This is a genomic window from Pseudoflavonifractor phocaeensis (assembly GCF_016901955.1).
GTDB classification, from domain to species: Bacteria; Bacillota; Clostridia; order Oscillospirales; family Oscillospiraceae; genus Flavonifractor; species Flavonifractor phocaeensis_A.
The window spans coordinates 16,011-41,817 of record NZ_JACJLC010000008.1; the positions used below are offsets into that span (position 1 = coordinate 16,011).

The following is a 25,807-nucleotide window of genomic DNA, read 5'->3' on the forward strand; positions in this document are numbered from 1 at the left end:
ACCCATAGGGGTATGCCCTGTCAAGAAGAAAACGGATGGGCAGCCTATGGCTGGCCCATCCGCGGCATAGTATCCCTTACACCCCGCTTTGATAAAAGCACAGCAGCTCCTCCAACAGCATGGAGGCCGCCGGGGACAGGGGACTGGACCGGCGGTAAAGCAGGTAGAACTGCCGCTCCAGCAGGGGGCTGTCCGGAGAGAAGGCCAGGATCTTCCCCTCCTCCGCCGCCTCCCGGGCGGCGCATCCCGACAGGATGGAGATGCCCAGGCCGTTTTTCACCCCCTGGAGGATGCTCTCGGTGCTCTCCAGCTGGGCGGCCAGGCAGAGGTTCTTGGGGTCCACCCCGACGCCCCGCAGATACTGCTCCCCCTGCTTCCGGGTGCCGGAGCCCGCCTCCCGCACCAGATAGGGGGCGGTTTTCAGCACCTCCACCGGCATCTCGCCCCCCAGGGCCCGGTACTCCGGGGTGTTGGGGGTAACGATCACCAGCCGCTCGGTAAAAAAGGGCACGCACAGCAGCCCCACCCGCTGGACGGGGGCCCCCACCAGCCCCAGCTCCGCCCCGTTTTCCGCCATCCACTGGGTGACCTGGCTACTGTCCCCCTGGCGGATCTGGAAAAACACGTCGGGATACCGCTGCCGCAGCAGAGGGAGCACCTGGGGCAGCAGGTACTGGGAGGGCACGGTAGAGGCGGCGATGGACAGGGTGCCCGAGATGGCGGAGGCAGAGGTACGCACATCCTGGGCCGCCCGCTGGCACAGGCCCAGAATTTCAGCGGCGTACCGGCTCAAAACCCGACCGGGGGCGGTGAGCCGCAGCTCCTTGGTGGAGCGCACCACCAGCCGGGTGCCCAGCTCATCCTCCAGGGCGGCCACATGGGCGCTGACGGTGGGCTGGGTGAGGTAGAGGGCCTCCGCCGCCTTGGAAAAGCTGTGGAGCTGGGCCACCTGTAAAAAGATCTCCAACTGTTTCAGCTGCATGACTGACCTCCGATTGCTTTTTCTGTCAAAATGGGGTACACTGTGGATACCAAAGTACAGGGGGTGATGAGATGCCGTATGAGAAGCTGCGCCTGACCGCCATGACCACGGCTGGTGGGTGAGGGGCCAAAATAGGACCGGGCGTCCTAAGGAATGTATTGTCCGGCCTGCCCAGGCCGGCCGACCCCAACCTGCTGGTGGGGTATGACTCCAGCGACGACGCCGCCGTGTACAAGGTGAGCGACGACGTGGCCATGATCCAGACGGTGGACTTCTTCCCGCCGGTAGTGGACGACCCTTACACCTTCGGGCAGATCGCCGCCACCAACGCCCTCTCCGACGTGTACGCCATGGGAGGCAAGCCCACCCTGGCCATGAATCTGCTGGCCTTCCCCTCCTGCCTGCCCCTGGAGGCGGTGGGAGACATCCTGGCCGGCGGGGCCTCCAAGGTCACCGAGGCGGGGGCGGTCATCGCCGGGGGCCACAGCATCGACGACCAGGAACCCAAATACGGCCTGTGCGTTACCGGGCTGGTCCACCCCCAGCACATCCTCACCAACAGCGGAGCAAAGGAGGGGGATATCCTGGTGCTCACCAAGGCCCTTGGCACCGGCATTCTGTCCACCGCCGCCAAAGCGGAGCTGCTGGAGCAGGAGGATTATGACCACATGGTGGCCCTGATGACCACCCTGAACAAGTACGCCGCCCAGGCCGCCGTGCCCCTCCACCCCAATGCCTGCACCGACGTCACCGGCTTCGGCCTGGTGGGCCACGTGAAGGAGATGGCGCAGGGCTGCGGCCACACCATCGAGCTGTGGGCGGGCAAGGTACCCATCGTACCCGCCGCCCTGGCCCTGGCCCGGGACGGCATCATCCCCGCCGGGGCCTACCGCAATATGGACTTTGCCCAGGACGACGTCTGTCAGGCCGACGGCATCCCCCAGGAGGTGGTGGACTGCATGTACGATCCCCAGACCGCCGGGGGACTGCTGGTCAGCCTGCCAGAGGCCCAGGTGCCCGAGCTCCTCCGCCGGATGGAGGAGGAGGGGGTGCCCGCCGTGCCGGTGGGCATGGTCCGCCCCAGAGGGGACAAGTGGGTCCACATCAAACCCTAGCATCAGAGGGTCCGCCGGTCTCCGGCGGGCCCTTTCTTTTTCCACAGCATACCACACTTTATCGTTTTTTTCTATGAAGTTCATTGGAATTATGGAAAATTCGTATTTCAAATTTCTGCCCGTCCGGGCTATAATTTGAATAAGGAAGTTTTTTAGCTTCCCTAAAAATTTGTGTGAGGTGTTGTGTGTGTCTAAACTGAAACTGCACCTGCCGGTGATTCTGGCCGGTCTGGTGGTTGGCATTGCCTCGGTGGTGCTGGTTGCCCTGGGCAACCCGGTGAACATGGGCTTCTGCATCGCCTGCTTCCTGCGTGACATCGCCGGCGGCGTGGGGATGCATCGGGCGCCCATCGTCCAGTACATCCGGCCCGAGATCATCGGCCTGATCCTGGGCGCCATGATCATGGCCCTGGCGGGCAAGGAGTTCAAGGTCCGGGGCGGCTCTTCCCCCATGACCCGGTTCGTGCTGGGCTTCTGCGTTATGGTGGGGGCCCTCATGTTCCTGGGCTGCCCCCTGCGGATGGTCATCCGCCTGGGCGGCGGCGACGGGAACGCCATCCTGGGCCTGATCGGCTTCATCATCGGCATTTTTGTGGGTACCCTCTTCCTGAAGGCGGGCTTCTCCCTGAAAAAGTCCCAGCCTCAGCCGGCGGTGGAGGGCCTGCTGATGCCCGCCGTCAATGTGGGCCTGCTCATCCTGGTGTGCGCCGCCCCCGCCTTTATCTTCTTCTCCACTGAGGGCCCCGGCTCCATGCGGGCCCCCATTGCCGCCGCCCTCATCGCCGGTCTGGTGGTGGGCGCCATCGCCCAGCGCAGCCGCCTGTGCATGGCCGGCGGCATCCGGGACGCCATGATGCTCAAGGACTTCCACCTGCTCATGGGCTTTGTGGCCATCTTCGTGGCCGTGCTGGTGGGCAACCTGATCGTGGGCTCCATGGGCCTCAAGGGCGGCTTTAACCCCGGCTTCGCCGGTCAGGCCGTGGCCCACACCGACGGGCTGTGGAACCTGCTGGGCATGGTGCTGGTGGGCCTGGGCTCCGTGCTGCTGGGTGGCTGCCCCCTGCGGCAGCTCATCCTCTCCGGCAGCGGCAACAGCGACTCCTCCGTGGCCGTGCTGGGCATGGTGGTGGGCGCCGCCTTCTGCCACAACTTCGGCCTGGCCTCCTCCACCGACGGCCCCTCCTTCGCCGGTAAGGTGGCTGTCATCATCGGCCTGGTCCTGGTCTGCGCCATCGGCGCGGGCAACACCAAGAAAGCGTGAGGTGAACGGTATGAATCAAGTGGACGCCAGAGGCTACTCCTGTCCTGAGCCGGTGCTCATGACCAAGAAGGCCCTGAAAAACGGCACCCCCCTGGTGGTGCTGGTGGACAACGAGACCCCCCTCCAGAACGTGCGCCGGTTCGCCATGAACAACGGCTACCAGGTAACCTGGAAAGAGGTGGGGGAGGACTATGAGCTCACCATCACCAAGTAAGGAGCAGATCGCCACCTTCCACACCCACTTCGGGGCCCTCAGCTTTCACAAGCGGCTGCGCGCCCTGGGGGATCAGGCGGTGATGATGCCGGTGCCCAGAAAGCTGTCTGCCTCCTGCGGCACCTGCGTCAAGTTCTTCCTCCCCTTCGACCCGGCCTGGGCCGATGAGGACCTGGACAGCGTCTACGCTGTCCAGGGGCAGGATTTTCAGCTCCTGTTCCAGAACGAAGAGGCATGACAAACCCCGGCCCGCCGAAACAACGGCGGGCCGGGGCCTTTTTAGTCCAGGGTCAGCCCGGCAAAGAAATCTGCGTATTCACCTCGGAAAATCTCCTTCAATGCCACCAGTTCGCTTACCTTGATGTTCATCCGGTTGGTCTCCAGCTTGGCATAGGTGCTTTTGGAAATGCGCAGCCCCATGAGCTGGAGTCTGGCCACCGTCTGCTCCTGGGTCATGCCCGCCGCCTTCCGCAGCCGCTGTATATTGTTCCCGATATCCATGTCCGGTCTGATTTTTTGCATATCCACACCCACAATTCGCAATATAGAATTTTAAATATGCTCAATGGCCACCGACCTCAGTAACGCAAAACCGCCCGGCAAGGCATTTCCTTGCCGGGCGGCCGCAATATCGCATCAGAAATCGGCGTTGCCCACGGTGCGGGGGTGGAGCTCCACGTCCCGGATGTTGGAGATGCCGGTAAGGTACATCACCATCCGCTCAAAGCCCAGGCCGAAGCCGGCGTGGCGGCAGGAGCCGTACCGCCGCAGGTCGCAGTACCACCAGTAGTCCTCCGGGTTCATGCCCAGCTCCTTGATGCGGCCCTCCAGCAGGTCCAGCCGCTCCTCACGCTGGGAGCCGCCGATGATCTCCCCGATGCCGGGCACCAGGCAGTCGGCGGCGGCCACGGTCTTGCCGTCGTCGTTGAGGCGCATATAGAAGGCCTTGATCTCCTTGGGGTAGTCGGTGACGAACACCGGGCGCTTGAACACCTGCTCGGTGAGGTACCGCTCGTGCTCGGTCTGGAGGTCGCAGCCCCACTCCACCTTGTAGTCGAACTTGTCGTTGTTCTGGCGCAGCAGCTCCACCGCCTCGGTGTAGGTCACCCGGCCGAAGTCGGAGGAGGCCACGTGCTCCAGCCGCTCCTTCAGGCCCTTGTCCACGAAGGAGGAGAAGAAGTTCATCTCGTCGGGGCACTTTTCCATGACGGTGTTGATGATATACTTGATCATGGCCTCGGCGGTGTCCATATAGTCGTTCAGGTCAGCGAAGGCCATCTCAGGCTCGATCATCCAGAACTCGGCGGCGTGGCGCTGGGTGTTGGAGTTCTCCGCCCGGAAGGTGGGGCCGAAGGTGTACACGTTGCCGAAGGCCAGGGCGAAGTTCTCGGCGTTCAGCTGGCCGGACACGGTGAGGTTGGCCTTCTTGCCAAAAAAGTCCTTGGAGTAATCCACCTGGCCGTCCTCGGTCCGGGGCAGGTCGTTGAGGTCCAGGGTGGTCACCTGGAACATCTCGCCGGCCCCCTCGCAGTCGGAGGCGGTGATGATGGGGGTCTGGGCGTACACGAAGCCCCGGTCCTGGAAGAAGCAGTGGATGGCGTGGGCGGCCACGGAACGCACCCGGAAGGCGGCGGAGAACAGGTTGGTGCGGGGCCGGAGGTGCTGGATGGTGCGCAGGTACTCCACGCTGTGGCGCTTCTTCTGGAGGGGATAGTCGGGGGTAGAAGCACCCTCCACCGCCACAGTGGCGGCCTTCACCTCCAGGGGCTGCTTGGCCTGGGGGGTGAGCACCACGGTGCCGGTGACGATGAGGGCGGCCCCCACGTTCTGCCCGGCGATCTCCTTATAGTTGTCCAGCACATTGGCGTCCAGGACCACCTGCAAATTCTTGAAGCAGGAGCCGTCGTTGAGCTCCACAAAGCCGAAGCTCTTCATGTCCCGGATGGTGCGGGCCCAGCCGCAGACGGTGACCTCTTTGCCGCCGAACTGCTCCTGGTCCGCGAAAATCTGCGCGATCTTGGTGCGTTCCATATAAATCTTCCTCGATTCATAAAAATTGGTCTCAGTGGGCAATAGTATATCATTTTTTGCCGGATTTGCAAGGGGTTGCGGGCATTTCTCCCTCCAGCGCCCCGCCAAAGATCCGCTTTTCCCGTTCCACCCGGGACACCGACCGGTCCCGCAGCCGGTAGAGGGCCGCCCCCAGTGCGGCCAGCAGGGCGGCCAGGCCGTACTCCAGGCCGTCCAGGGCCCCGGGGCTCATGGGCAGCAGCAGGTTGCCCGCCAGGAAGAGGGAGGCCGCCACCCCCAGCACCGCCGTCACCCGCCCCCCGGGCATGGATACCGGACGGCGGAGGTTTGGCCTGGTTTTCCGCAGCCACAGCACCGCCAGCAAAGACATGACCCACATGACCACCGTGGTGAGGGAGGCCACGTTGATGAAGGGGAGGAACAGCAGCTTGCCGGTAAAGGGGGTCACAACCACAAAGGCGGCAGTAAACCAGATGCACCGGGCGGGGGTACCGTATCTGGGGTGGAGCCGGGTAAACCCAGCGGGCACCAGGGCGAACCGGGCCAGACCGTAGAGCATCTGGGCGGAGGAGTAGAGGGTGGAGTTCATCACCCCCACCGCTCCCACAAAGGCGGTGCCCAGAAAGAGGAGCCTCACCCAGCTCTGACCGGTGATGGACACCAGCACGTCGGCAAAGGGGGCGGTGCGGCCCACCGCCTGGGTCCAGGGCATGCACCCCGCCACAGCGGTGGACACCAGGCACAAAATGCCGGTGACCAGGAACAGGCAGGTGATGAGGGCGGCCCCCGCCTTCCGGGCGGCGGGGCCGGTGGCGTCGGCGGCGGCCTTGGACACCGTCTCCCACCCGGCCACCGAGAACACCAGCAGGGAGAGCAGGGCTGCCGAGCCGGAGAAGTCAAAGTCCAGCCCCCCGTCGGCGGCGTACACCGCCGGGTCGAAGTGGGCAAAGCAAAGGGCCAGCCCCACGGCGCACATCACCAGCAGCACCACGGTGGCGATCTTGGCCAGGGAGGCGCACACGTTGGCCCCTTTCAGCTGCACCCACAAAATGGCCCCCGCCAGGGCCAGCTGGAGCACCAGGTTGGGCAGGGTCACCGGAAAGTCTCCCACCTGATAGAGCACCGCCGTCTCCCGCAGAACGGGAAAGAGCTCGTCCAGCAGGGAGATGGCCGCCAGATCCACCCAGCAGAACACGATGGTGTTCATCAGAATCCCCGCCCACCCCACGGCAAAGGCCCCGGTGGGCCCGAAGGCGGCGTAGGAGTATACCACCTCCCCGCCGGGCAGGGGGAGCATGGGGATGGCCTCCATGTAGGCGAAGGCAAAGGGGAGCTCGATGACGACGCACAGGGCGAAGGCCACCGCCAGGTTGAGGGGGCCCCCCGCCGTGTCCAGCCAGGTGCCGGTGAGGAGCAGCCAGCTGGTGCCCAGCATACACCCCACCCCCATGGCCACCAGGCCAAAGTAGCTGATGCCCTTTCTGCCCATGTCCATCCCCCGTTCTGTATGAGATGGTTCTATTATAATGCCCCCGGCACAAAGCCGCAAGCCTTGTGCCGGGGGCGTTTTCTGCGGGCTGCCGCAAAATCATGCAACAGTCTCCGCTTTTTGTCATCCTGAGCGAATGCGAAGGATCTTTGGGGCCGGTTTGCGCTCTGCAGCAAGATTCTTCGCCCCTTTGGGGCTCAGAATGACAGAATCATTCTGTTTTACATCAGTGCATGCCCGCTCAATCGATATAGAGGGGGATCAAAAAGGTCCAGGGGGCGGTGACCACGGCCATGGTCAGGGCGATCACGTGCCGCTGCCGCCCGTCCAGCTGGGGACAGGATCTCATGGCCCGCTTGTCAAAGAAGTAGATGCACACCCCGGCGATGGCCACCCCCGCCAGGGTATAGAGAAAGCCGGGCAGGGTGCGGAAGGGATTGAGGGCGGCGGCGGAAAAGACCCCCTCTACCCAGGCCCCCACCGGGTCGGGCAGCAGGGAGAGATACCAGAACCCGAAGAGGAACAGGGCCCCCACAAAGTCGGCCAGAAAGCCCAGCAGCCAGAGCTTCCACCACAGCCGTTTCAGCACCGCCTTTTTTTCGGCGTGCTTCAATACCGCCAGGGCAATGAGCAGTACCATACAGTCGATAAGCAGGTTGCCCGGCAGGGTAATGATCCACACCTGGGGGAAAAAGTACAAGATCCAGATGGGCAGCAGGATGTTGTACAGCCTCACCTCCCGGTTCATGGGCCACCCCGCTTTCCTTTGCGGCGGGGCAGTCCCAGCTTTGCCCGAATGGCGGCTGCCTCCGCCAGCCACACTGCCCAGCGCATCAGCCAGATCAGCAGGTAGACTCCCGCCAGAAGGGCCAGATAGACCAGCAGCGGGGCCAGCTCTCCCCAGTTCCACCCGCACAGGCACACCATCAGGGTGAGGGCCCCGGCGGTGACGGCAAAGTGGGCCAGAGACCGCCGGGCCAGGGCGACCCCGTCGTCGGCAAAGGGGAGGGTGGACACCCCCACCACCGCCCCCATGAGGAAGTAGAGCCCCAGCTGCACCGCCAGGGCGGCGGGGCCTGCCAGCCGCTCCAGGTCATAGCTCACCAGCCGGAAGGGGGTGCGGATGGACATGGCCAGGAGGCCGCCCGCCACCAGGTCGTTGAACACCCCGCCCACCGGAATGAGGACGGCGATGCCGACAATCCCGCCCAGCAGGATGCGCACCAGCCATTGCTTCTGTCTGTGTGTCATGGTGTTCCCTCCTTTACAAGCCCAAGGCCTCTTTGATCTTCTTCACATACCGCCGGGAGACATAGCACACCGTCTCCCCTGCCAGGGTGATGCGGATGGTGCCGGTGAGGGCCAGGTCCAGGGCGGTGATCTGCCCCAGGTTGACGATCTCTGAGTGGGAGATGCGCACAAAGGCGTGGCGGTCCAGCCTGGCCTCCAGCTCGTAGAGCCGCTCCCTCAGATCAAACACCCCCCGGGTGGTCTGGACTTTTACCCCCTTCTCCTCCCCGTAGCACCGGAGGATCTCCTCCGCCGCCAGGGGCACGGCGGTATCCCCCCGCCAGCCGATGAGCACCCCGCCCCCCTCCAGCCGGGCGGCCAGGGCCTTCACCTCGTGGGTGAGGGCGGGGGCGGTGATGGTCACCGACAGCTCCCCACAGCCGGGCTCGATGCGGATCTCTACCTTCATGCCGCCCCCTCCTTTCACCCCCAATATACCCAAAAAAAGGCCGTCTGTCTACCGGTTTGAGACAGACGGCCTTGGGGGCGGGACAACTGGTTTCGCCCCAAGTTTTCATAACTATTTGTTATATTCTAGCGCAGAAATAACAAAACATCATCGCTTTTTGCCGCCCTTCCGGCGGCGGGGCAGGTGCATGGCCCGGCGGTTCCCCTCCCTGCGGCGGGGCTTCTTCTCCCGGGGCCTGTCCTCCTGCCTGCGCTCCCTGCGCTCCACCGGGGTGCCGCCGGGGAGGATGAGATCCACCTGGCCGCTCACCGGGTCGGCGGCGGCGCACACCACCTCCAGCTCCCCGCCGAAGGTGTACCGGCCCTTGCCGTTGACCTCCACCAGCAGCAGATGGGCCTGGTCGTACTCCCAGGGCCCGCCGGGCAGGGCCTCCACCGGCAGCAGTCCCTCCACGCCCCCGGCCACGGTGACGAACAGGCCGAACCGGGTGACCCCGGTCACCACCCCGGAGAAGGTCTCCCCCACGTGGCCCGCCATGAACTCGGCCAGGTACCGCTTTTCGATCTCCCGCTCGGCCTCCTGGGCGGCCAGCTCCCGCTGGGAGGACTGGACGGCCCCCCGCTGGACGGCGGCGGCCAGGTTCTTCTCCTGCCGGTCCAGGGAGCCCTCCAGCAGGGCGGACAGCACCCGGTGGACCAGCAGGTCGGGGTACCGGCGGATGGGAGAGGTGAAGTGGCAGTAGAACTCCGCCCCCAGGCCGAAGTGGCCCAGATTGTCCTTGTCGTACCGGGCCTTCATCAGGGAGCGGAGCACCATCATGGACACCGCCCCCTCCACCGGCTTGCCCCTGGCCCAGTCCAGCAGCTTTTGCAGGCCGGGGCCGTCGGCGGTTTTCAGGTCGTAGCCCAGGGGAGCCACCATGGTGCGCAGGGCCTCGGTCTTTTCGGCGGAGGGCTCCTCGTGGACCCGGTAGACGCAGGGCTTTTTCTGCCGGTTCAGATGCTCCGCCACGCACTCGTTGGCGGCCAGCATGAAGGACTCGATGAGCTTTTCGCTCTCCCCCTGCTGCCGCTGGCCCACCGCCACCGGCTTGCCCTCCCCGTCGCACACCACATAGCTCTCCTTGGTCTCCAGGTCCAGGGCCCCCCGGCGGCGGCGCAGCCCTTCCAGCCGCTTGGCCAGGGCGGCCATGTCTTTCAGCGTGGGCAGGATGTGGGCGTACCGTTCCGCCAGGGCGGGGTCCGCCCCCGCCAGCAGGGTGTTGCAGTCCTCATAGGTCATCCGCTCCTTGGAGCGGAGCACCGTCTTGGCGATCCGGTGGCGCAGCACCCGGCCGTCCGCCCCCAGGGTCAGGATGCAGGACAGGGCCAACCGGTCCACCTGGGGGTTCAGGGAGCAGATGCCGTTGGACAGGGCCTCGGGGAGCATGGGCACCACCTGATCGGCAAAGTACACCGAGGTGCCCCGCTCCCAGGCCTCCAGGTCCAGCTGGGAGCCGGGGCGGACATAGTGGCTCACGTCGACGATGTGGACCCCCAGCACCAGGTTGCCCTCACTGTCCCGCTCCAGGCTGACGGCGTCGTCAAAGTCCTTGGAGGAGGCCCCGTCGATGGTAAAGATCAGCTTGTCCCGCAGGTCCAGCCGCCCCGCCAGGGCAGCGGGGGCCACGGTCTGGGGGATGGCCTGGGTCTCCGCCATGACGGCGGGGGGAAAGGCGCGGACAATGTCGTGGCTGTACAGAATGGCCTCCACGGCGCTCTCCCGCCGGTCCGCCGGGCCGAACACCTCCCGCAGGATGCCCATGGGGGCGGTCTTGCCCCCGCCGAAGCCGGTCATGGCCACGGCGGCCCGCTCCCCTGCCCGGATGTTTTTCCGCTTGGTGTACACCTGGATGGCGGCGGGCAGCCGGTCATTGTCGGGCCGCAGCCACAGGCCCCGGTCCCGCCGCTCCAGCACGCCGGTGACCGTCTTGTTGGCCCGGGCCAGCACCGCCGTCACCCTGGCCACCCGGCGGCCCTTCTCCCGGTCCTCCTCGGTGACCACGGCGGACACCCGGTCCCCGTTCCAGGCTCCGCCCTCCGCCCGGGGCGGGATAAAGCAGTCCTCCCCCTCCTCCGGGATCAAAAATCCAAATCCACGGCCGCTGGCCTGGTAAATTCCAATCAACTTTTGTAATTCTTTCATAGATAATTCCTTTCTGTGTTCACTCTGATTATTATACCCCCTTTTTCTCCCCGTCTCAACGAAAAGATAGGGTCCTCCGGCAAAGCCTCCGGAGGACCCTCAAACTCAGTCAGACGTTTTCCCGCTACAGCCCCGGACCAGGGCCAGAGTCATGGTGAGGGCCGCCGCCAGGGCGGCGGTCTGTCCGGCGGAAAACAGGCCCTGAACCAGCCCCCCCACCAAACCCGGCAGCAGGATACGGCCATCCTCCCCCACGAAGGGCAGGAAAACCAGGCTGTACAGCCGTCCGGCAAGCAGGGTGGCCGCCCACAGCACTCCCGCCAGCACCACCCTGCCGGGGTTGGGCTGCCACATCAGCCGGGCAAAGCTTCTGACAGTTCCCACCGCCAGGGCCACCATGGCCGCCAGCATCAGCCAGCCCACAAACAGCCGCATGTAATTCATCTCAGGGGTGTAGTGGAGGGTGGTCAGGGTCAGACGCCAGGTAATCCCGGTAGCCATAGTCCAGTAAATCTGCTAGGGCAGGTACACCGCCCAGGCACACCACAGCCCCAAACGCCGGTTTACCCGCAGGCAGAGCACGCCGCACAGGAGGAAGGGCAGCAAAAACAGCAGCCCCAGCGGCAACCCGTCCAGCCCGGTCAAAAACAGGAGCAGCAGCAGGCCCAGCAGGCCCACCCCCAGCAGCACCCCGCCCACCACCTGACGGCTTTGGGCGGGGCCCGCGGACCGGGGCGGTTCCGGCTCCTCCTCCTGCTGCCCGGCCGGTTCCTCTCCGCACACCAGCTGATCCAGGGTCACACCGAACAGGCGGCTCATGACCACCAGCTTGTCCAGGTCGGGCACCGAGCCGTTGGTCTCCCATTTGGACACCGACTGCCGGGACACCCCCAGCCGGTCGGCCAGATCTCCCTGGGACATGCCCCGTTCCTTCCGCAGGCGGCAGATGTTCTCCCCCAATGTCATAGTATCCCCTCCTCGTCTCCTCCAGTATAGCCGAAGGCCCCCGCCTTGTCCACCAAGCCCCCTTGAAAGCCCCGCAACCAGCGGTTGCTTTTGGTCTTTCAAACAACAAAAACGCCCTTTCGAAAACCGAAAGGGCGTTTTTGATCACTTGCTTACAGCAGGCAGATGACAAAGGTGAGGATCATAAATCCGATGGCCACCCACTTGGTCATCTTGGCCAGCTTGGCGTCCCAGCTCTTGGCCTTGTTCTTGGCCAGGAAGGTGTCGGCCGCACCGGCAATGGCGCCGGACAGGCCGGCGCTCTTGCCGGACTGGAGCAGCACCACGGCGATGAGGAACAGGCAGGCCGCCACATCAATAATGCTCAGAATCAGCTTCGTGATATCCACGCTACATCGTCCTTTCGCCCCGTCTACGGGGTCTCTCGCACTCTATTTGGGCGCAGCTGTGCTGCGCCGCATCTTACACGTAAGAAGTATGATAGCACAAAGAAAGGGCGATTGCAAGTGGTTTTCACATTTTTTACGCGGAAGCCCGAAGCATCCGCCGGCTGCCCCAGCAGGTGGCCAGGAAGTAGCCGCCGTACACCGCCACCAACAGCAGGGCGGTGACAGCCCCGGAGGCCCCCACGTCCACGCGGCCCACCTGGGCAATGATCTCATTTGCGGCGGTCATGCCCACCACGGCGTGGATCAGCGCCAGGGCCAGTGGGAGAAAGAAGGCCAGAAAGACCTGCACGTCCACCGACCGGCCCCGGTCCCGCTCCGACACACCCAGCCGGGAGAGGATCTGATAGCGGCCTGCGCTGTCTGCGGCCTGGCTGAGCTGCTGAAGGGCCAGCACCGCCGCCGAGGCCACCAGGAACACCACCCCCAGGTACAGTCCGATGAAGAGCACCAGCACCTTGGTGCCCATCAGGTCCATCCAGGCGGCCTGCTTGGTGGAGTAGGAGTAGCCCCCGGTGTTCGTCAGGTCGCTCACCGCCGCCAGAAAGGCCTCCTCCGCCCCCTGAGGGTCCCCGGCGTAGTCGGCCAGAAAGTGCCACAGCACGGCGGTGTACGCCCCGCCGTCATCATTCGGCAGGACCTCCGCCCCCTGATGCTTCAAAAAGGCCTGGGCCCGCTCGGTGCCCCAGGCGGACTCCAGGGCGGCGTAATCCGCCTCCCGAAGCCCGAACTCCCCCTGGCTATCCCGGCAGAGAGGGAAGGCCGCCCAGGGGCCGCACCAGCGGTCCGGGTCAAAGCCCCGCTCCGCCAGGGCGGCGGGCAGGTCCATGGCCTGCCCCTCCTCCTCCGGCCACACCGTCAGCTCCACGCTCCAGGGCTGGGCCTCCTCCGTCATCCGCTCCACCGTGTTGTTCAGCCCCACCGAGGTGGCGGTGATGCCGATGGCCAGCAGCAGCATCAGGCAGATCACTGTCATGGACCGGTAGGTGGTGTTGATGCCGGCGTTGAACTGCCGGAGGATAAACAGGTTCAGGCCCTTGTAGTACAGCTTTTTGCTGCCCTGGCACAGCCGCAGCAGAAAGCCGGACAGCCCCCGGAAAAACAGCAGGGTGCCCAGGCTGCCCAGGCCGATCATCACCCAGAACAGGGCGTCCACCCGGAGCATGCCCCGGATGAGCAGCATGGCGTAGGCCACCCCCAGCAGGGCGCAGCCCACCAGAAACAGGGCCACCGAGGCCCCCAGGCTCCTGGCCTTCAGCTCCTGGTTGGTGCGGTTGGCCCGCAGCAGGTCGATGAGCCGTTTGCGGAACAGGGACAGGGTATGGCAGACCATCACCAGCAAAAAGATCCCCACAAAGGCCAGGGCGGTGCGGACCAGGGCGGGGACGGACACGCTGAACCGGAAGGCGGTCTGGGGCACGGCAAAGAGCCCGGCGGTAAATACCGACAGGGCCTGGGACAGCACCACCCCCAGAGCCAGCCCTACCGCCAGGGCGGTCAGGGCGGTAAAAGCGGTCTCGGCCAGCAGCAGACCGGCTACCTGCCGCCGCTCCATGCCCAGCAGCAGGTAGGTGCCCAGCTCCCGGGACCGGCGGCGCACCAGGAACCCGGAGGCGTACAGGATGAGGAAGGCCAGCACCACCCACACGAACACCGACAGCATCCCGATGAGCCGCATGATACTGTCCACCAGATCCTGCCGCTGGTTGCCGCTCAGGTATTGGAGCACCGTCTGGGTCTCCAGGGCGTTGAACACATAGAAGAGGCACACGCCGAAGGCCACGGTGAGGAAATACACCCCGTAGTCCCGGAAGCTGCGCCCCACGTTTTTGACCGCAAGCTTAGAGAACATCGCTCTGGTCACCTCCCAGCGTGGCCACCACATCCATGATCCGCCGGAAAAAGTCCCGCCGGCTCAGGGTCCCCCGCTCCAGCTGGGTAAACACCGCCCCGTCCCGCAAAAACAGGATGCGGTGGCAGTAGCTGGCGGTAAAGGCGTCATGGGTCACCATGAGGATGGTGGCCGCCAGTTGGGTATTCAGGGCCTCGAACCGGTCCAGCAGCAGCCGGGAGGCCTTGGAGTCCAGGGCCCCGGTGGGCTCGTCAGCCAGGATCAAAGCGGGCCGGGTGACGATGGCCCGGGCGGCCGCCGTCCGCTGCTGCTGGCCCCCGGACATCTGGTAGGGGTACTTGTTCAGGCAGTCGCCGATCTCCAGCAGCCCGGCGGTCTCCCTGACCAGGCCCTCTACCTGTCCCGCCGGAGTGCCCCGAATGGTGAGGGCCAAAGCGATGTTTTCAAAGGCGGTGAGGGTGTCCAGCAGGTTGCAGTCCTGGAACACAAAGCCCAGCCGCTCCCGCCGGAATTTGGCCAGGGCCTTGGGCTTCAGCCCCGTGATCTCCTGCCCTTCCACCCGGATGCTGCCGCCGGTGGGCCGGTCGATGGTGGCAATACAGTTGAGCAGAGTGGTCTTGCCGCTGCCCGAGGGGCCCATGATGCCCACAAACTCGCCTTTTTCCACCGAAAGATCCACATGATCCACCGCGTGGGTAATACTGCCCTTGCCGTAATCCCGGCACAGGCCCTTGACCTCCAAGATCTGGTCCAATCCGATCCCTCCCTTTTGTTGGGATCAGTATAGCAGGTCTATCTTAAAAATTTCTAAATCCCATCTTACCGATTGATAAAATTGCCCCGGGCCCAGGGGCAAAAAAAGTCCCGGAGCACACGCTCCGGGACGCAATGTACCGTCAGATCAGCCGCTGGAACAGCCCGCAGGCGACCTCCAGCAGCGGGTCGGGAAAATCAAAGTTTTCGCTGTGAAGGGGCGGATGGTCCTCCCCGTCCCCCAGCAGGAAGAGGGCCCCCTCCGCCTGCCGCAGGTACCAGCCAAAGTCCTCCGAGCCCCGCATGGGCTCGGCCATGTCCACCACGGTAAGGCCCAGGGCCTCCGCCGCCAGGCGGACCTTCTCCACCCCGGCGGGATGGTTGGCGGTCTCGGGGAACACGTCCTGCTCCTCCAGGGCAAGCTCCAGGCCGTAATCCGCCGCCTGCCCCTCCGCCAGGGCCGCAATGGCCCGGTGGAGCCCGTCCAGCTCCTGCTGGTACTGGGCCCGCAGGGTGAGCAGCAGCCTCCCCCGCCAGGCGGAGATGCCGAAGGCAGGCTCCCCCACGTCCATCTGCACCACGGTGGCCATCACCAGGCCCCGGTGGTCCTCCCGCCGGGTGAGCCCGGGCAGGGCGGACACCACCGCCGCCACGGCGTAGGCCGGGTTGCGGCCCAGCTCGGGGGTGCTGGCGTGGGTGGGGGCGCCGGTGAAGGACAGGATGACCCCCTTGGAGGCGCAGTTCATGGTGCCCTCCCGGAGGGCCACCGCCCCCAGGGGGTAGCCGGGCATGTTGTGGAAGGCGTATACCTCCCCGATGCCCTCCTCCTTCAGGAAGGCGGCGCAGGCCTCGCCTCCCGCCCCCACCTCCTCGGCGGGCTGGAAGATGAGGTACACGTCCCGCTCCGTCCCGGTCCCGGCCAGGGTGAGCCCCAGCAGGGCCAGAGCGGCGCTGTGGCCGTCGTGGCCGCACTTGTGGGCAACCCCCGGGTTCTGGGAGCGGTAGGGCAGGTCGGTATGTTCCTCCATGGGCAGGGCGTCAAAGTCGGCCCGGAAGGCTACCTTGCCCGCTCCCCTGCCCCGGCACAGGGCGTAAAACCAGGTTCCCCGGTCGTACAGCTCCAGACTGGTATGGGTCCGCAGAAAGTCCACCAGGCAGGCCTTGGTCCAAATCTCCCGGCCGGACAGCTCCGGGTGGGCATGGAGCTGGTGGCGCAGCTCCGTGGCCAGGGCGATCAGGTCTTTTTTCACTGGTCCTTCCCCTTTTCCTCTTCCTCAGGCAGGACCTCCACCCGGATCTCCAGCACCCGGCGGTGGTCCACCTTGGTGACCGTCACATCCAGTCCGTCGGAGGCAAACCGGTCTCCCTCCTCAGGAATGCGGCCGATCTGGTCCATGACCCAGCCAGAGATGGTGTTGGCGTCGCACTCGCCCTTGATGGAGAACAGGTCGAACAGATCGGCCAGATCAGCGGTACAGGAAATGATGTAGCTGCCGTCCTCCTGTTTTTTGAATTCCTCAATGACCTCGTCGTGCTCATCCCAGATCTCGCCCACCAGCTCTTCCACGATATCCTCCAGGGTGACCAGACCCTCGGTACCGCCGTACTCATCCACTACGATGGCCAGATGGCCCTTCTCCCGCTGAAGGATCCGCAGCAGCTCGGAGATCTTGGTGTTTCCTGTGGTGTAGAGCACCGGACCGGTGATAGATTTCAGATCCTCGATGCCCCGGTAGCGGGCGGCGTGGAAATCCTTTTCGTGGATCACGCCGATGATGTCGTCCACATCCTCATGATACACCGGCAGACGGGAGTAGCCGCTCTCGGCAAAGGCCTGGGCCACGTCCTCCATGGTATCGGTGTCCTCCACCGCCACGATATCCACTCGGGGGGTCAGGATCTCATCCACTTCCATATCGTTGAACTCAATGGCGGAGCGGATAAGCTTGCTCTCGTGCTGGTCCAGGCCTCCCTCGCTTTCAGCCTGGTCCACCATGGTGACCAGCTCCTCTTCGGTGATGCCGTTGTCACCCTCCTGGTGGAATACCTTGGACAGCAGCCGTTTCAGCAGGCTGAACAGGAAATTCACCGGAGTGAGGATCACCATCAGCACCCGCATGATGGGAGCGGAAAACATAGCGAAGCTTTCAGGATACTCCTTGGACAGGCTCTTCGGGGAGACCTCGCCGAAGATGAGCACCACCAGGGTGATGACTACCGTGGAGATCACCGCGCCGTTGCGCAGACGCAGTCCCTCGGTAAAAAGAACGGTGGCCAGGGAGGAGGCGGACAGGTTGACGATGTTGTTGCCCACCAGAATGGTGGACAGCAGGTTATCGTAGTTATCCACCAGCTTCAGGGTAAGGGTGGCCCGGCGGTCGCCGGCGTCCGCCTTGCTTTTCAGGCGAATGCGATTGAGGGAGGTAAACGCGGTCTCTGTGGCGGAAAAGTAGGCCGACAGGATCACCAGGACCACCAGAACGGCGATCATGGTCATATTGGAACCTTCTAACATAGAAAAAAGATCAACTCCAAACACTATACATGGCATGGTTTACGGAACACCAAAAGGACACCCCTATTCCCGCCTGCCGGGAAATAAGGCTGCCCTGGTCCATGGGATGTTCTGATGTAACGCAACTGGGCGGAGGTTCGTCCACGAGGATTCACCGTCTCCTTCACGATAGATTGTAGATAAGTATAGCATAGCATACGACAGATTGCAAGAGCCCGGCCAAAAAAGAACCTTTTCTCCACAATTCCAGGGAAAACACTCCCTTTTATACAAAAAAACACACCCTGTCAATGACAGGGTGTGTTGGAAAGCAAAGCGATCACACCAGCTGGATGATGGCCATCTCAGCGGCGTCGCCGCGGCGGGGGCCGATCTTCACGACCCGGGTGTAGCCGCCGTTGCGGTCAGCATACTTGGGGCCCAGCTCGTCAAAGGTCTTCTTGGCCACGTCCTCCTTGGTCAGGAAGGACAGAGCCTTACGATAGTTGGCCAGGTTGGCGTGCTTGGCCAGAGTGATCATCTTCTCGGCCATGGGAGCCACTTCCTTGGCACGGGCATAGGTGGTCTTGATCTGACCATTCTCCAGCAGGTAGGTGGTCATGGCGCGCAGCATAGCCATGCGCTGATCGGTGGGCTTGCCCAGCTTACGATTGTGAGACATGAGACACAACTCCTATCGGATGTTCGCCAAGGCGAACTCCACATTTTAAATTCGTCCGGGGGAAAACTCCCCTGAAAGGGCGCTTGCGCCAAACAGGTCCGGGAGGGGACGTTACGTGCCCCCGGGCCGCCCTTTCCCCTGGCCTTCTCAGGCTTCCTCGTCGGCCAGGTGCAGGCCCATCATGGCCAGCTTGTTGATGACCTCTTCCAGGGACTTGCGGCCCAGGTTGCGCACCTTCATCATCTCGTCCTCGGTCTTGGAGATCAGATCCTCCACCGTGTTGATGTTGGCCCGCTTGAGGCAGTTGAAGGAACGGACGGACAGGTCCAGCTCCTCGATGGTCAGCTCCAGCACTTTGTCCCGCTGAGCCTCCGCCTTCTCCACCACCGTGGACTTGGAGCCCATGGTCTCAGAGAGATCGGTGAAGAGGACGAAGTGATCGCACAGGATCCGGGCGCCCAGGCTGACAGCGTCCCGGGCGGTGATGGTACCGTCGGTCCACACCTCCAGGGTCAGCTTGTCAAAGTCGGTCAGGTCACGGACACGGGTGTTCTCCACCGTGTAGTTGACCTTGCGCACCGGCGTGTAGATGGAATCCACCGGGATCAGGCCGATAATGGTCTGAGCCGGCTTGTTCCGGTCAGCGGGAACATAGCCCCGGCCATGGGACAGAGTCAGCTCCATGTTGAGGCTGGCGTCAGGGCCCAGAGTGGCAATGTGGAGGTCGGGGTTGAGGATCTCCACCTCGCCGTCAGCCTTGATGTCGCCGGCGGTGACTTCACACTCGCCGTTGGCCTCGATATAGACTGTCTTGACCCCCTCGGAGTAGAGCTTTGCGATGATGCTCTTCACGTTGAGGACGATCTCGGTCACGTCCTCCTTCACACCGGGGATGGTGGAAAACTCGTGCTGCACACCGGCGATCTTGATGGAGGTAACCGCCGTGCCGGGCAGGGACGAGAGCAGAATGCGGCGCAGGGAGTTGCCAAGGGTGGTACCGTAGCCGCGCTCCAGAGGCTCCACCACGTACTTGCCGTAGGAGCCGTCGCCGGGGTTCTCCACACATTCAATGCGGGGCTTCTCGATTTCTACCATGTGTTACCCTCCTTTATACGGCGGCGGGCCGCGCCCGCCGCCTGATACAGCTCACCAATAATCGAGGGTACAAGCACGATTACTTGGAGTACAGCTCGACGATCAGGTGCTCCTCGATGGGCAGATCCACGTCCTCGCGGGCGGGGAGGGCCACCACCTTGGCCACCAGATTGTTCTGATCGAAGTCCAGCCACTTGGGAGCGGGACGGGAACCGTTGGCCTCCAGGGAAGCCTTGAACTTGTCCTTGCTCCGGCTGGTCTCCTTCAGGGCGATGACTTCGCCGGGCTTGACCAGGTAGGAGGGGATGTCCACCCGATGGCCGTTGATGGTGAAGTGACCGTGACGGACCAGCTGACGGGCCTCAGGACGGCTCATGGCGAAGCCCAGACGGTAGATCACATTGTCCAGGCGGGTCTCCAGGATGGACAGCAGGTTGTCGCCGGTGACACCCTTGCGGGCGGCGGCCATCTCATAGTACTTGCGGAACTGGCTCTCCAGCACGCCGTAGTAGCGGCGGGCCTTCTGCTTCTCCCGCAGCTGCATGCCGTACTCGGACAGCTTCTTGGCCCGGCCCTGGTTGTGCATGCCGGGGGCAAAGGGACGGCGCTCCATGGCGCACTTGTCGGTGTAGCAGCGGTCGCCCTTCAGGAAGAGCTTCTGGCCCTCTCTGCGGCACTGGCGGCAGACTGCTCCGGTATATCTAGCCATAATTCGTAACTCCTCCTTCTCTTACACGCGGCGGCGCTTGGGCGGACGGCAGCCGTTGTGGGGAATGGGGGTCACGTCCTTGATCAGGGTGACCTCCAGGCCCACGGCCTGCAGGGCGCGGATGGCGGCCTCACGGCCGGCGCCGGGACCCTTCACGTACACCTCCACGGTCTTCAGGCCGTGCTCCATGGCAGCCTTGGCGGCAGTCTCGGCAGCGGTCTGAGCGGCGAAGGGAGTGGATTTCCGGGAGCCCCGGAAGCCCAGGCCGCCGGAGGAGGCCCAGGACAGGGCGTTGCCGCCCATATCGGTCACAGTGACCATGGTGTTGTTGAAGGAAGAGCGGATATGCACCTGGCCCTTTTCAACGTTCTTGCGCTCACGGCGCTTACGGATAACCTTCTTACCCTTGGTAGCGGTAGCCATGTGTCTCTCCCTCCCTTACTTCTTCTTGTTGGCGACGGTGCGCTTGGGACCCTTACGGGTACGAGCGTTGGTCTTGGAACGCTGACCGCGGACGGGCAGACCCTTGCGGTGCCGCATGCCCCGGTAGCAGCCGATCTCAGTGAGACGCTTGATATCCATCGCCACGTCACGGCGGAGGTCGCCCTCCACAGTGTAGCTGTGGCTGATGATCTCGCGCAGCTTAGCCTCGTCGGCCTCGGTCAGATCCTTCACGCGGGTGTCGGGGTTGATACCGGCCTCAGCCAGGATCTTGTTGGCGCTGGTGCGCCCGATACCAAAGATATAGGTAAGGCCGATCTCGACCCGCTTATCCTTGGGCAAATCAATGCCAGCAATACGTGCCATACTGTTTCAGCACCTCCTATTAACCTTGTCTCTGCTTATGCTTGGGGTTTTCGCAAATAACCATGACCTTGCCCTTGCGCTTGATGATCTTGCACTTCTCGCACATGGGCTTCACGGACGGTCTAACTTTCATGTCATTAACCTCCTGTAGAGCCTGATGGCCCCGGCGCGGCGGAGGCAAGGCCCCGCTGACCCGCGCCGGTCATTGATAGGGTGGGCGGCAAGCCGCCAAAGGGGATGGATCACTTGGAACGCCAGGTGATCCGGCCCCGGGTCAAATCGTAGGGGGACATCTGCACGGTGACCTTGTCCCCGGGCAGGATGCGGATAAAATTCATCCGCAGCTTGCCGGAGATGTGGGCCAGAATAATGTGGCCGTTTCCGATGTCCACATGGAACGTGGTATTGGGAAGGGACTCGGTGACGACGCCCTCCACTTCGATCATATCGTCTTTTGCCAAAGCGTCATACCCTCCTTGACTCTTCAACTCGGAAAGCGGCCAGCGCCCTCCGCACCTCTCGGTTGGTGATGGGGTTCCCCGCCCGGAGCCGGTCCAGAGCAGGGTGTTGGCTGTCCCCAACGGGGGCCGTGTGGACGGTCTTTTTCCGCTTGGGGGATTCAGTCTTGCGCCGCTTCCCGTCGCAGAGCAGCAGATAGGGCCCGTCTGTGTCCAGGACACAAAACAGCTCTCCCTTGTCATGCCCCGCCAGTGAGCGGACGATCCGCGGCAGTTCCAGCGTCATGGTCAGGCCTCCGCCACGGTAAGCACTTCCGGCTCCCCGTCGGTGATGAGGATGGTGTTCTCATAGTGGGCGGTCAGGCTGCCGTCGGCAGACACCGTGGTCCAGCCGTCCTTGAGCACCTTCACCCGCCAGTCGCCTGCGCACACCATGGGCTCCACCGCCAGCGTCATACCCGGCTGGAGCCGGGGCCCGTGGCCGGCGGGGCCGTAGTTGGGTACCTCGGGAGGCTCGTGGAGTTTTGCTCCCACGCCATGCCCCACAAAGTCCCGCACCACGGAGAAGCCGTTGGCCTCCACATACTGCTGAACGGCGTGGGAAATGTCAAACACCCGCTTGCCCGGCCGGGCCAGACGGATGCCCTCCCAGAAGCTCTGCTCGGTGACCCGGATGAGCCGCATGGCCTCGTCGCTCACCTCTCCGCAGGGGAAGGTAGCGGCGCAGTCGCCATGGAACCCGTCCAGATAGGCGCCCACGTCAATGCTGACGATGTCGCCCTCATTCAGCTTCCGGGGACCGGGAATGCCATGGATCACCTGCTCGTTGATAGAGATGCAGGCAGAGCCGGAAAAGCCGCTGTAGCCCAGGAAGGAGGGCTTGGCTCCATGGCTCTCGATGAAACGGCGCACCGCGGTGTCGATCTCGTGGGTGGTGACACCGGGGCGCACCATGGAGCCGGCCAGCGCCCGGGCCTGGGCGGTGAGCCGCCCAGCCCGGCGCATGAGCTCAATCTCCCTTGGGGATTTCAGTGAGATCATTTCCATCTCAAATCACTTCCCCAGCAATTCCATGATCTTATCGTTGGTCTCCTCGATCCCGCCCAGGTCGGGCACGCTCTTCAGCACGCCGTGGGCCTGATAGTAACCCTTCAAGGGCTCGGTCTCGTTGTGGTAGACCTCCAGCCGGTGCTTGACGGTCTCCGGCTGGTCATCCTTGCGCTGCTCCAGCACCCCGCCACACTTGTCGCAGATCCCCTCCTGCTTGGGAGGAGCCGCCTTGACATGGTAGGTTGCGCCGCAGCTGTGGCAGGTCCGCCGGCCCGTCATCCGGGCCTCGATGACGCTGTCAGCGATCTCCAGGGAGAGCACCGCATCAAAGTGGATACCATGGGCATCCAGGGCCTGGGCCTGGGCGATGGTGCGGGGCACCCCGTCCAGGATAAAGCCGCCGGCACAGTCGCTCTGGGCCAGCCGCTCCTGAATGATCCCGATAATGACCTCATCGGGCACCAGCTTGCCGGCGTCCATATAGCTCTTGGCCTGCAGGCCCACAGGGGTCTCCGCCTTTACGGCAGCCCGCAGAATGTTTCCGGTGGAGATGGTAGGAATACCCAGTTTCTTGCTGATCAGCTCAGCCTGGGTACCCTTACCGGCGCCAGGGGCGCCCAAAAGGATGATTTTCATAATCTCTCCCCTTTATTACTCCAGGAAGCCCTTGTAATGCCGCATCATCATCTGAGCCTCCATGGCCTTGGTGGTCTCCAGGGCAACGCCCACCACAATGATGACGGAGGTACCGCCAATGGCCAGGCTGTTGACGCCGATAATGGCGCCGGTGATGATGGGAGCGATGGCGATGATCGCCAGGTAAAGCGCGCCGAACATGGTGATCTTACCCAGTACCTTGTGGATAAAGTCGGCGGTGGGCTTGCCGGGACGGAAGCCAGGGATGAACCCGCCATTCTTCTTCAGGTTGTTGGCCACCTCCACGGGGTTGAACTGCATGGTGGAGTAGAAGTAGCTAAAGCCAACGATCAGCAGGAAGTAAACCACAATATAGATGATGCTGGTAGTATCGAAAATTCGCAGGAACACACCCCAGCCGCCCTCACTTTGGGCGCTCTTGCCAAAGAACATACCGATGGTAGCAGGCAGAGAGGCAATGGCCTGGGCAAAGATGATGGGCATAACGCCGCTCATATTCACCTTCAGGGGGATGTGGCTGGACTGGCCGCCGTACATCTTGCGGCCCACCACCCGCTTGGCGTACTGGACAGGGATGCGGCGCTCGGAGTTCTGGATGAACACAATGAGCACCACGATGGCCAGCATACCGATGACGATCAGGATGGCGCCCCACCAGGGCAGGTTGAAGCTGTCGGTGACCCCGTTGAGGTTGTTCTGAATGCCGGTGTACATGGTGGTGACCATGCCGGGGATCCGGGACAGGATGCCGGCAAACAGGATGATGGAGATGCCGTTGCCGATGCCGAACTCGGTGATCTGCTCACCCAGCCACATGACAAAGGCGGAACCGGCAGTAAAGCAAAGGATGATCACGATGGCGGCCCACCAGCCGGGGAGACCGGCGGTGTCCAGCAGGGCGCCGCTGTTGGTGTTGGCGATCAGGGTGTAGTAACCCAGACCCTGGAGGATAGCGATAGCCACAGTCACGTAACGGGTGATGGCCGCGATCTTCTTCCGGCCCTCCTCGCCGCCCTCCCGCTGGAGACGCTCCAGGGCGGGGATGGCTACGGTGAGCAGCTGGATGATGATGGAGCTGTTGATATACGGCTGTACACCCAGGGCAAAGACGGCGGCCATGGAGAAGGCGGTGCCGTTCATGGTGCCCAGCAGGGAGAAGATGCCTCCCATGCTGTTGAGCGTATTGCCCAGCAGGTCACTGTCGATGAAGGGGACAGGGACCACCGAGCCCAGCCGGAAGATGAGCAGCGCGAAGATGGTAAAGAGGATCTTCTTGCGCAGCTCGGGGATCTTCCACGCGTTACGGATGGTCTGGATCACTTAGACCACCTCGTACTTTCCGCCAGCAGCCACGATCTTCTCCTTGGCGGAGGCGGAGAAAGCGGAGGCACGGACGATCAGCTTCTTGGTCAGGGTGCCGTTGCCCAGCACCTTGTAGCCATACTCGCACTTGGAGAGGATGCCCTTCTCCAGCAGGTCGCAGACATTGACGGTGGCGCCGTCCTCGAACTTCTCCAGGGCGGAGACGTTGATGGCCTCCAGACGCTTGGCGAAGATGTTGTTGAAGCCGCGCTTGGGGATGCGGCGGGTCAGAGGCATCTGGCCGCCCTCAAAACCCACGCGGACACCGCCGCCGGAGCGGGCCCACTGGCCCTTCTGACCGCGGCCGGCGGTCTTGCCGTTGCCGGAACCGTTGCCGCGGCCCTTGCGGTAAGCCTTGGGGTTGGAGCCGGCAGCGGGAGACAGATCATGCAGATTCATTTCGCGCACCTCCTTACTGTTCCTCGGACACCTGCAGCAGGTAGCCGATGTGGGCGATCTTGCCGCGGGTGGCCTCGTTGTCGGGCTGTACGGTGGTGTCGCCGATGTGGCGCAGGCCCAGAGCCTCGGCGGTGGCCTTATGCTTGGCGATCCGGCCGTTCAGGCTCTTGACCAGCTTGATGTTCAGATTAGCCATGTTTACGGCCCTCCTTAACCTACGATCTCGCTGACGCTCTTGCCGCGGATGCGGGAGATCTCCTCAGGGCCACGGAGAGCCTTCAGGCCCTCAAAGGTGGCGGAGACCACATTCTGCGGGTTGTTGGAGCGCAGGCACTTGGCGCGGATATCACGGATGCCGGCGGCCTCCATGACGGCGCGGACGGGGCCGCCGGCGATGATGCCGGTACCGGGGGCAGCGGGCTTGAGCAGCACGCGGCCGGCGCCGAACTCACCGATGACCTCGTGGGGAATGGTAGTGCCGGACAGAGTCACATTGCACATATGCTTCTTGGCATCCTCGATGCCCTTGCGGATGGCCTCGGGCACCTCAGCGGCCTTACCAAGGCCGAAGCCCACGCGGCCCTTCTCGTCGCCTACCACCATCAGGGCGGCAAACTTGAAGATACGGCCGCCCTTGACGGTCTTGGACACGCGGTTCAGGGCAACCAGCTTCTCGGTGAACTCGCTGGGTTCTCTTTCAAAACGAGCCATTTATTCTTCCTCCTCCCTTAGAACTGCAGGCCGCCCTCGCGGGCGCCTTCGGCCAGGGCCTGCACGCGGCCGTGGTACACGTAGCCGCCGCGGTCAAACACGACGGTCTCGATGCCGGCGGCCTTGGCGCGCTCGGCGACAGCCAGGCCCACCTTCTTGGCGGCCTCGCAGTCGGAGCCCTTGCCCTCAAAGCCCTTTTCCATGGAGGAAGCGGACACCAGGGTCTTGCCGTTCACATCGTCGATGATCTGGGCATAGATGTTGGTGTTGCTGCGGAACACGTTGAGACGGGGACGCTCGGGCGTGCCGGAAATCTTGCCGCGCACTCTCTTGTGGCGCTTAAGCCGCTGAGCGTTGGTATCGGGTCTGTTGATCATAGTGGCACACCTCC

The 25,807-nt window shown here is 63.6% G+C and carries 33 protein-coding genes and 1 pseudogene; 4 read left to right on the forward strand and 30 right to left on the reverse strand.

Annotated elements, in window-relative coordinates:
- Positions 1-76: 76 nt before the first annotated feature.
- On the reverse strand, positions 77-982 hold the full coding sequence (locus H6B51_RS03115) for a selenium metabolism-associated LysR family transcriptional regulator (protein ID WP_204882287.1): 906 nt from the start codon (positions 980-982) through the stop codon (positions 77-79).
- Between the two features lie 71 nt (positions 983-1,053).
- On the opposite strand from H6B51_RS03115, the gene selD reads away from it, so the two are divergent.
- The 4 genes from selD to H6B51_RS03135 all read left to right on the forward strand — a co-directional run bounded on the left by selD (position 1,054) and on the right by H6B51_RS03135 (position 3,810).
- Positions 1,054-2,097, forward strand: coding sequence for a selenide, water dikinase SelD (selD, locus tag H6B51_RS03120; RefSeq protein WP_204882288.1), 1,044 nt, complete (start codon positions 1,054-1,056; stop codon positions 2,095-2,097).
- A 196-nt stretch (positions 2,098-2,293) separates the two neighbouring features.
- Positions 2,294-3,358 carry a YedE family putative selenium transporter gene (yedE, locus tag H6B51_RS03125; protein ID WP_204882339.1) on the forward strand — a complete coding sequence of 355 codons (1,065 nt, stop codon included), beginning with the start codon at positions 2,294-2,296 and terminating at the stop codon, positions 3,356-3,358.
- A gap of 10 nt (positions 3,359-3,368) precedes the next feature.
- Positions 3,369-3,572 carry a sulfurtransferase TusA family protein gene (locus H6B51_RS03130; protein WP_204882289.1) on the forward strand — a complete coding sequence of 68 codons (204 nt, stop codon included), beginning with the start codon at positions 3,369-3,371 and terminating at the stop codon, positions 3,570-3,572.
- On the forward strand, positions 3,550-3,810 hold the full coding sequence (locus tag H6B51_RS03135; protein WP_204882290.1) for a putative Se/S carrier protein: 261 nt from the start codon (positions 3,550-3,552) through the stop codon (positions 3,808-3,810). The genes H6B51_RS03130 and H6B51_RS03135 overlap by 23 nt, the downstream gene beginning before the upstream one ends.
- A 41-nt stretch (positions 3,811-3,851) precedes the next feature.
- Here the strand turns inward: H6B51_RS03135 and H6B51_RS03140 are convergent, their stop codons facing one another.
- From H6B51_RS03140 to rplR, 29 genes and pseudogenes are all read right to left on the reverse strand, one after another.
- Positions 3,852-4,094, reverse strand: coding sequence for a helix-turn-helix domain-containing protein (locus H6B51_RS03140; protein WP_204882291.1), 243 nt, complete (start codon positions 4,092-4,094; stop codon positions 3,852-3,854).
- 114 nt (positions 4,095-4,208) lie between these two features.
- Complete coding sequence (gene asnS / locus H6B51_RS03145; RefSeq protein WP_204882292.1) at positions 4,209-5,603, reverse strand: asparagine--tRNA ligase; 1,395 nt, start codon at positions 5,601-5,603, stop codon at positions 4,209-4,211.
- 49 nt (positions 5,604-5,652) lie between these two features.
- The gene (locus H6B51_RS03150; RefSeq protein WP_204882293.1) at positions 5,653-7,092 is read right to left on the reverse strand and encodes an APC family permease; all 1,440 of its coding nucleotides are present in this window, start codon (positions 7,090-7,092) and stop codon (positions 5,653-5,655) included.
- A gap of 241 nt (positions 7,093-7,333) precedes the next feature.
- The gene (locus tag H6B51_RS03155) at positions 7,334-7,840 is read right to left on the reverse strand and encodes a hypothetical protein (RefSeq protein ID WP_204882294.1); all 507 of its coding nucleotides are present in this window, start codon (positions 7,838-7,840) and stop codon (positions 7,334-7,336) included.
- A complete protein-coding gene (locus H6B51_RS03160) occupies positions 7,837-8,343 on the reverse strand; it encodes a DUF3021 domain-containing protein (RefSeq protein ID WP_204882295.1) in 507 nt (168 codons plus the stop codon). Before H6B51_RS03160 ends, H6B51_RS03155 begins: the two co-directional genes overlap by 4 nt.
- A 13-nt stretch (positions 8,344-8,356) precedes the next feature.
- Positions 8,357-8,791, reverse strand: coding sequence for a LytTR family DNA-binding domain-containing protein (locus tag H6B51_RS03165; protein WP_204882296.1), 435 nt, complete (start codon positions 8,789-8,791; stop codon positions 8,357-8,359).
- A gap of 147 nt (positions 8,792-8,938) precedes the next feature.
- Positions 8,939-11,002, reverse strand: a pseudogene (rnr, locus tag H6B51_RS03170) (ribonuclease R); the annotation flags it as partial.
- 78 nt (positions 11,003-11,080) lie between these two features.
- The gene (locus tag H6B51_RS03175) at positions 11,081-11,476 is read right to left on the reverse strand and encodes a hypothetical protein (RefSeq protein ID WP_204882298.1); all 396 of its coding nucleotides are present in this window, start codon (positions 11,474-11,476) and stop codon (positions 11,081-11,083) included.
- Between the two features lie 15 nt (positions 11,477-11,491).
- A complete protein-coding gene (locus H6B51_RS03180) occupies positions 11,492-11,941 on the reverse strand; it encodes a helix-turn-helix transcriptional regulator (protein WP_204882299.1) in 450 nt (149 codons plus the stop codon).
- A 152-nt stretch (positions 11,942-12,093) separates the two neighbouring features.
- Positions 12,094-12,330, reverse strand: coding sequence for a preprotein translocase subunit SecG (gene secG, locus H6B51_RS03185; protein WP_204882300.1), 237 nt, complete (start codon positions 12,328-12,330; stop codon positions 12,094-12,096).
- Between the two features lie 133 nt (positions 12,331-12,463).
- A complete protein-coding gene (locus H6B51_RS03190; protein WP_204882301.1) occupies positions 12,464-14,239 on the reverse strand; it encodes an FtsX-like permease family protein in 1,776 nt (591 codons plus the stop codon).
- Positions 14,229-14,993 carry an ABC transporter ATP-binding protein gene (locus H6B51_RS03195; protein ID WP_204882302.1) on the reverse strand — a complete coding sequence of 255 codons (765 nt, stop codon included), beginning with the start codon at positions 14,991-14,993 and terminating at the stop codon, positions 14,229-14,231. The genes H6B51_RS03190 and H6B51_RS03195 overlap by 11 nt, the downstream gene beginning before the upstream one ends.
- A gap of 142 nt (positions 14,994-15,135) precedes the next feature.
- Positions 15,136-16,242 carry a M20 metallopeptidase family protein gene (locus H6B51_RS03200; RefSeq protein ID WP_204882303.1) on the reverse strand — a complete coding sequence of 369 codons (1,107 nt, stop codon included), beginning with the start codon at positions 16,240-16,242 and terminating at the stop codon, positions 15,136-15,138.
- The gene (locus H6B51_RS03205) at positions 16,239-17,489 is read right to left on the reverse strand and encodes an HlyC/CorC family transporter (protein WP_243421113.1); all 1,251 of its coding nucleotides are present in this window, start codon (positions 17,487-17,489) and stop codon (positions 16,239-16,241) included. The genes H6B51_RS03200 and H6B51_RS03205 overlap by 4 nt, the downstream gene beginning before the upstream one ends.
- Positions 17,490-17,826: 337 nt before the next feature.
- Complete coding sequence (gene rplQ, locus H6B51_RS03210; RefSeq protein WP_204882305.1) at positions 17,827-18,168, reverse strand: 50S ribosomal protein L17; 342 nt, start codon at positions 18,166-18,168, stop codon at positions 17,827-17,829.
- A gap of 147 nt (positions 18,169-18,315) precedes the next feature.
- The gene (locus tag H6B51_RS03215) at positions 18,316-19,263 is read right to left on the reverse strand and encodes a DNA-directed RNA polymerase subunit alpha (protein ID WP_204882306.1); all 948 of its coding nucleotides are present in this window, start codon (positions 19,261-19,263) and stop codon (positions 18,316-18,318) included.
- A 79-nt stretch (positions 19,264-19,342) separates the two neighbouring features.
- Entirely contained in the window at positions 19,343-19,972 is a 630-nt protein-coding gene (rpsD, locus tag H6B51_RS03220) for a 30S ribosomal protein S4 (RefSeq protein ID WP_204882307.1), read from the reverse strand.
- Positions 19,973-19,993: 21 nt separating this feature from the next.
- Positions 19,994-20,395, reverse strand: a complete 402-nt coding sequence (gene rpsK, locus H6B51_RS03225) for a 30S ribosomal protein S11 (RefSeq protein WP_007494608.1) — start codon at positions 20,393-20,395, stop codon at positions 19,994-19,996.
- Between the two features lie 15 nt (positions 20,396-20,410).
- Positions 20,411-20,779 (reverse strand): 30S ribosomal protein S13, encoded by a 369-nt coding sequence (rpsM, locus tag H6B51_RS03230; RefSeq protein WP_087335593.1) that lies wholly within the window; start codon positions 20,777-20,779, stop codon positions 20,411-20,413.
- 19 nt (positions 20,780-20,798) lie between these two features.
- Positions 20,799-20,912: a 50S ribosomal protein L36 gene (gene rpmJ / locus H6B51_RS03235; protein ID WP_006573428.1), complete on the reverse strand. Its 114-nt coding sequence runs from the start codon at positions 20,910-20,912 to the stop codon at positions 20,799-20,801.
- A 109-nt stretch (positions 20,913-21,021) separates the two neighbouring features.
- A complete protein-coding gene (gene infA, locus H6B51_RS03240) occupies positions 21,022-21,240 on the reverse strand; it encodes a translation initiation factor IF-1 (RefSeq protein ID WP_204882308.1) in 219 nt (72 codons plus the stop codon).
- A gap of 4 nt (positions 21,241-21,244) precedes the next feature.
- On the reverse strand, positions 21,245-21,523 hold the full coding sequence (locus tag H6B51_RS03245) for a KOW domain-containing RNA-binding protein (RefSeq protein WP_204882309.1): 279 nt from the start codon (positions 21,521-21,523) through the stop codon (positions 21,245-21,247).
- Positions 21,524-21,525: 2 nt separating this feature from the next.
- Positions 21,526-22,278 carry a type I methionyl aminopeptidase gene (map, locus tag H6B51_RS03250; RefSeq protein ID WP_204882340.1) on the reverse strand — a complete coding sequence of 251 codons (753 nt, stop codon included), beginning with the start codon at positions 22,276-22,278 and terminating at the stop codon, positions 21,526-21,528.
- A gap of 12 nt (positions 22,279-22,290) precedes the next feature.
- Positions 22,291-22,923, reverse strand: coding sequence for an adenylate kinase (locus H6B51_RS03255; RefSeq protein ID WP_204882310.1), 633 nt, complete (start codon positions 22,921-22,923; stop codon positions 22,291-22,293).
- Positions 22,924-22,938: 15 nt separating this feature from the next.
- Positions 22,939-24,264: a preprotein translocase subunit SecY gene (gene secY / locus H6B51_RS03260; protein WP_204882311.1), complete on the reverse strand. Its 1,326-nt coding sequence runs from the start codon at positions 24,262-24,264 to the stop codon at positions 22,939-22,941.
- The gene (gene rplO, locus H6B51_RS03265) at positions 24,265-24,705 is read right to left on the reverse strand and encodes a 50S ribosomal protein L15 (RefSeq protein WP_204882312.1); all 441 of its coding nucleotides are present in this window, start codon (positions 24,703-24,705) and stop codon (positions 24,265-24,267) included. It lies immediately after the preceding gene.
- 13 nt (positions 24,706-24,718) lie between these two features.
- Positions 24,719-24,901, reverse strand: a complete 183-nt coding sequence (gene rpmD, locus H6B51_RS03270) for a 50S ribosomal protein L30 (RefSeq protein ID WP_204882313.1) — start codon at positions 24,899-24,901, stop codon at positions 24,719-24,721.
- A gap of 14 nt (positions 24,902-24,915) precedes the next feature.
- A complete protein-coding gene (gene rpsE, locus H6B51_RS03275; RefSeq protein WP_204882314.1) occupies positions 24,916-25,416 on the reverse strand; it encodes a 30S ribosomal protein S5 in 501 nt (166 codons plus the stop codon).
- A gap of 17 nt (positions 25,417-25,433) precedes the next feature.
- Positions 25,434-25,793 carry a 50S ribosomal protein L18 gene (rplR, locus tag H6B51_RS03280; protein ID WP_204882315.1) on the reverse strand — a complete coding sequence of 120 codons (360 nt, stop codon included), beginning with the start codon at positions 25,791-25,793 and terminating at the stop codon, positions 25,434-25,436.
- Between the last annotated feature and the right edge of the window lie 14 nt (positions 25,794-25,807).

What these genes read in the sequence shown, in the direction of transcription:
- H6B51_RS03115 (WP_204882287.1), bottom strand. Translation starts at nt 982, where the DNA reads ATGCAGCTGAAACAGTTGGAGATCTTTTTACAGGTGGCCCAGCTCCAC.
- H6B51_RS03130 (WP_204882289.1), top strand. Translation starts at nt 3,369, where the DNA reads ATGAATCAAGTGGACGCCAGAGGCTACTCCTGTCCTGAGCCGGTGCTC.
- H6B51_RS03135 (WP_204882290.1), top strand. Translation starts at nt 3,550, where the DNA reads ATGAGCTCACCATCACCAAGTAAGGAGCAGATCGCCACCTTCCACACC.
- H6B51_RS03140 (WP_204882291.1), bottom strand. Translation starts at nt 4,094, where the DNA reads ATGCAAAAAATCAGACCGGACATGGATATCGGGAACAATATACAGCGG.
- asnS (WP_204882292.1), bottom strand. Translation starts at nt 5,603, where the DNA reads ATGGAACGCACCAAGATCGCGCAGATTTTCGCGGACCAGGAGCAGTTC.
- H6B51_RS03150 (WP_204882293.1), bottom strand. Translation starts at nt 7,092, where the DNA reads ATGGGCAGAAAGGGCATCAGCTACTTTGGCCTGGTGGCCATGGGGGTG.
- H6B51_RS03155 (WP_204882294.1), bottom strand. Translation starts at nt 7,840, where the DNA reads ATGAACCGGGAGGTGAGGCTGTACAACATCCTGCTGCCCATCTGGATC.
- H6B51_RS03160 (WP_204882295.1), bottom strand. Translation starts at nt 8,343, where the DNA reads ATGACACACAGACAGAAGCAATGGCTGGTGCGCATCCTGCTGGGCGGG.
- H6B51_RS03165 (WP_204882296.1), bottom strand. Translation starts at nt 8,791, where the DNA reads ATGAAGGTAGAGATCCGCATCGAGCCCGGCTGTGGGGAGCTGTCGGTG.
- H6B51_RS03175 (WP_204882298.1), bottom strand. Translation starts at nt 11,476, where the DNA reads ATGGCTACCGGGATTACCTGGCGTCTGACCCTGACCACCCTCCACTAC.
- H6B51_RS03180 (WP_204882299.1), bottom strand. Translation starts at nt 11,941, where the DNA reads ATGACATTGGGGGAGAACATCTGCCGCCTGCGGAAGGAACGGGGCATG.
- H6B51_RS03190 (WP_204882301.1), bottom strand. Translation starts at nt 14,239, where the DNA reads ATGTTCTCTAAGCTTGCGGTCAAAAACGTGGGGCGCAGCTTCCGGGAC.
- H6B51_RS03205 (WP_243421113.1), bottom strand. Translation starts at nt 17,489, where the DNA reads ATGACCATGATCGCCGTTCTGGTGGTCCTGGTGATCCTGTCGGCCTAC.
- rplQ (WP_204882305.1), bottom strand. Translation starts at nt 18,168, where the DNA reads ATGTCTCACAATCGTAAGCTGGGCAAGCCCACCGATCAGCGCATGGCT.
- H6B51_RS03215 (WP_204882306.1), bottom strand. Translation starts at nt 19,263, where the DNA reads ATGGTAGAAATCGAGAAGCCCCGCATTGAATGTGTGGAGAACCCCGGC.
- rpsD (WP_204882307.1), bottom strand. Translation starts at nt 19,972, where the DNA reads ATGGCTAGATATACCGGAGCAGTCTGCCGCCAGTGCCGCAGAGAGGGC.
- rpsK (WP_007494608.1), bottom strand. Translation starts at nt 20,395, where the DNA reads ATGGCTACCGCTACCAAGGGTAAGAAGGTTATCCGTAAGCGCCGTGAG.
- rpsM (WP_087335593.1), bottom strand. Translation starts at nt 20,779, where the DNA reads ATGGCACGTATTGCTGGCATTGATTTGCCCAAGGATAAGCGGGTCGAG.
- rpmJ (WP_006573428.1), bottom strand. Translation starts at nt 20,912, where the DNA reads ATGAAAGTTAGACCGTCCGTGAAGCCCATGTGCGAGAAGTGCAAGATC.
- H6B51_RS03245 (WP_204882309.1), bottom strand. Translation starts at nt 21,523, where the DNA reads ATGACGCTGGAACTGCCGCGGATCGTCCGCTCACTGGCGGGGCATGAC.
- map (WP_204882340.1), bottom strand. Translation starts at nt 22,278, where the DNA reads ATGATCTCACTGAAATCCCCAAGGGAGATTGAGCTCATGCGCCGGGCT.
- H6B51_RS03255 (WP_204882310.1), bottom strand. Translation starts at nt 22,923, where the DNA reads ATGAAAATCATCCTTTTGGGCGCCCCTGGCGCCGGTAAGGGTACCCAG.
- rplO (WP_204882312.1), bottom strand. Translation starts at nt 24,705, where the DNA reads ATGAATCTGCATGATCTGTCTCCCGCTGCCGGCTCCAACCCCAAGGCT.
- rpmD (WP_204882313.1), bottom strand. Translation starts at nt 24,901, where the DNA reads ATGGCTAATCTGAACATCAAGCTGGTCAAGAGCCTGAACGGCCGGATC.
- rpsE (WP_204882314.1), bottom strand. Translation starts at nt 25,416, where the DNA reads ATGGCTCGTTTTGAAAGAGAACCCAGCGAGTTCACCGAGAAGCTGGTT.
- rplR (WP_204882315.1), bottom strand. Translation starts at nt 25,793, where the DNA reads ATGATCAACAGACCCGATACCAACGCTCAGCGGCTTAAGCGCCACAAG.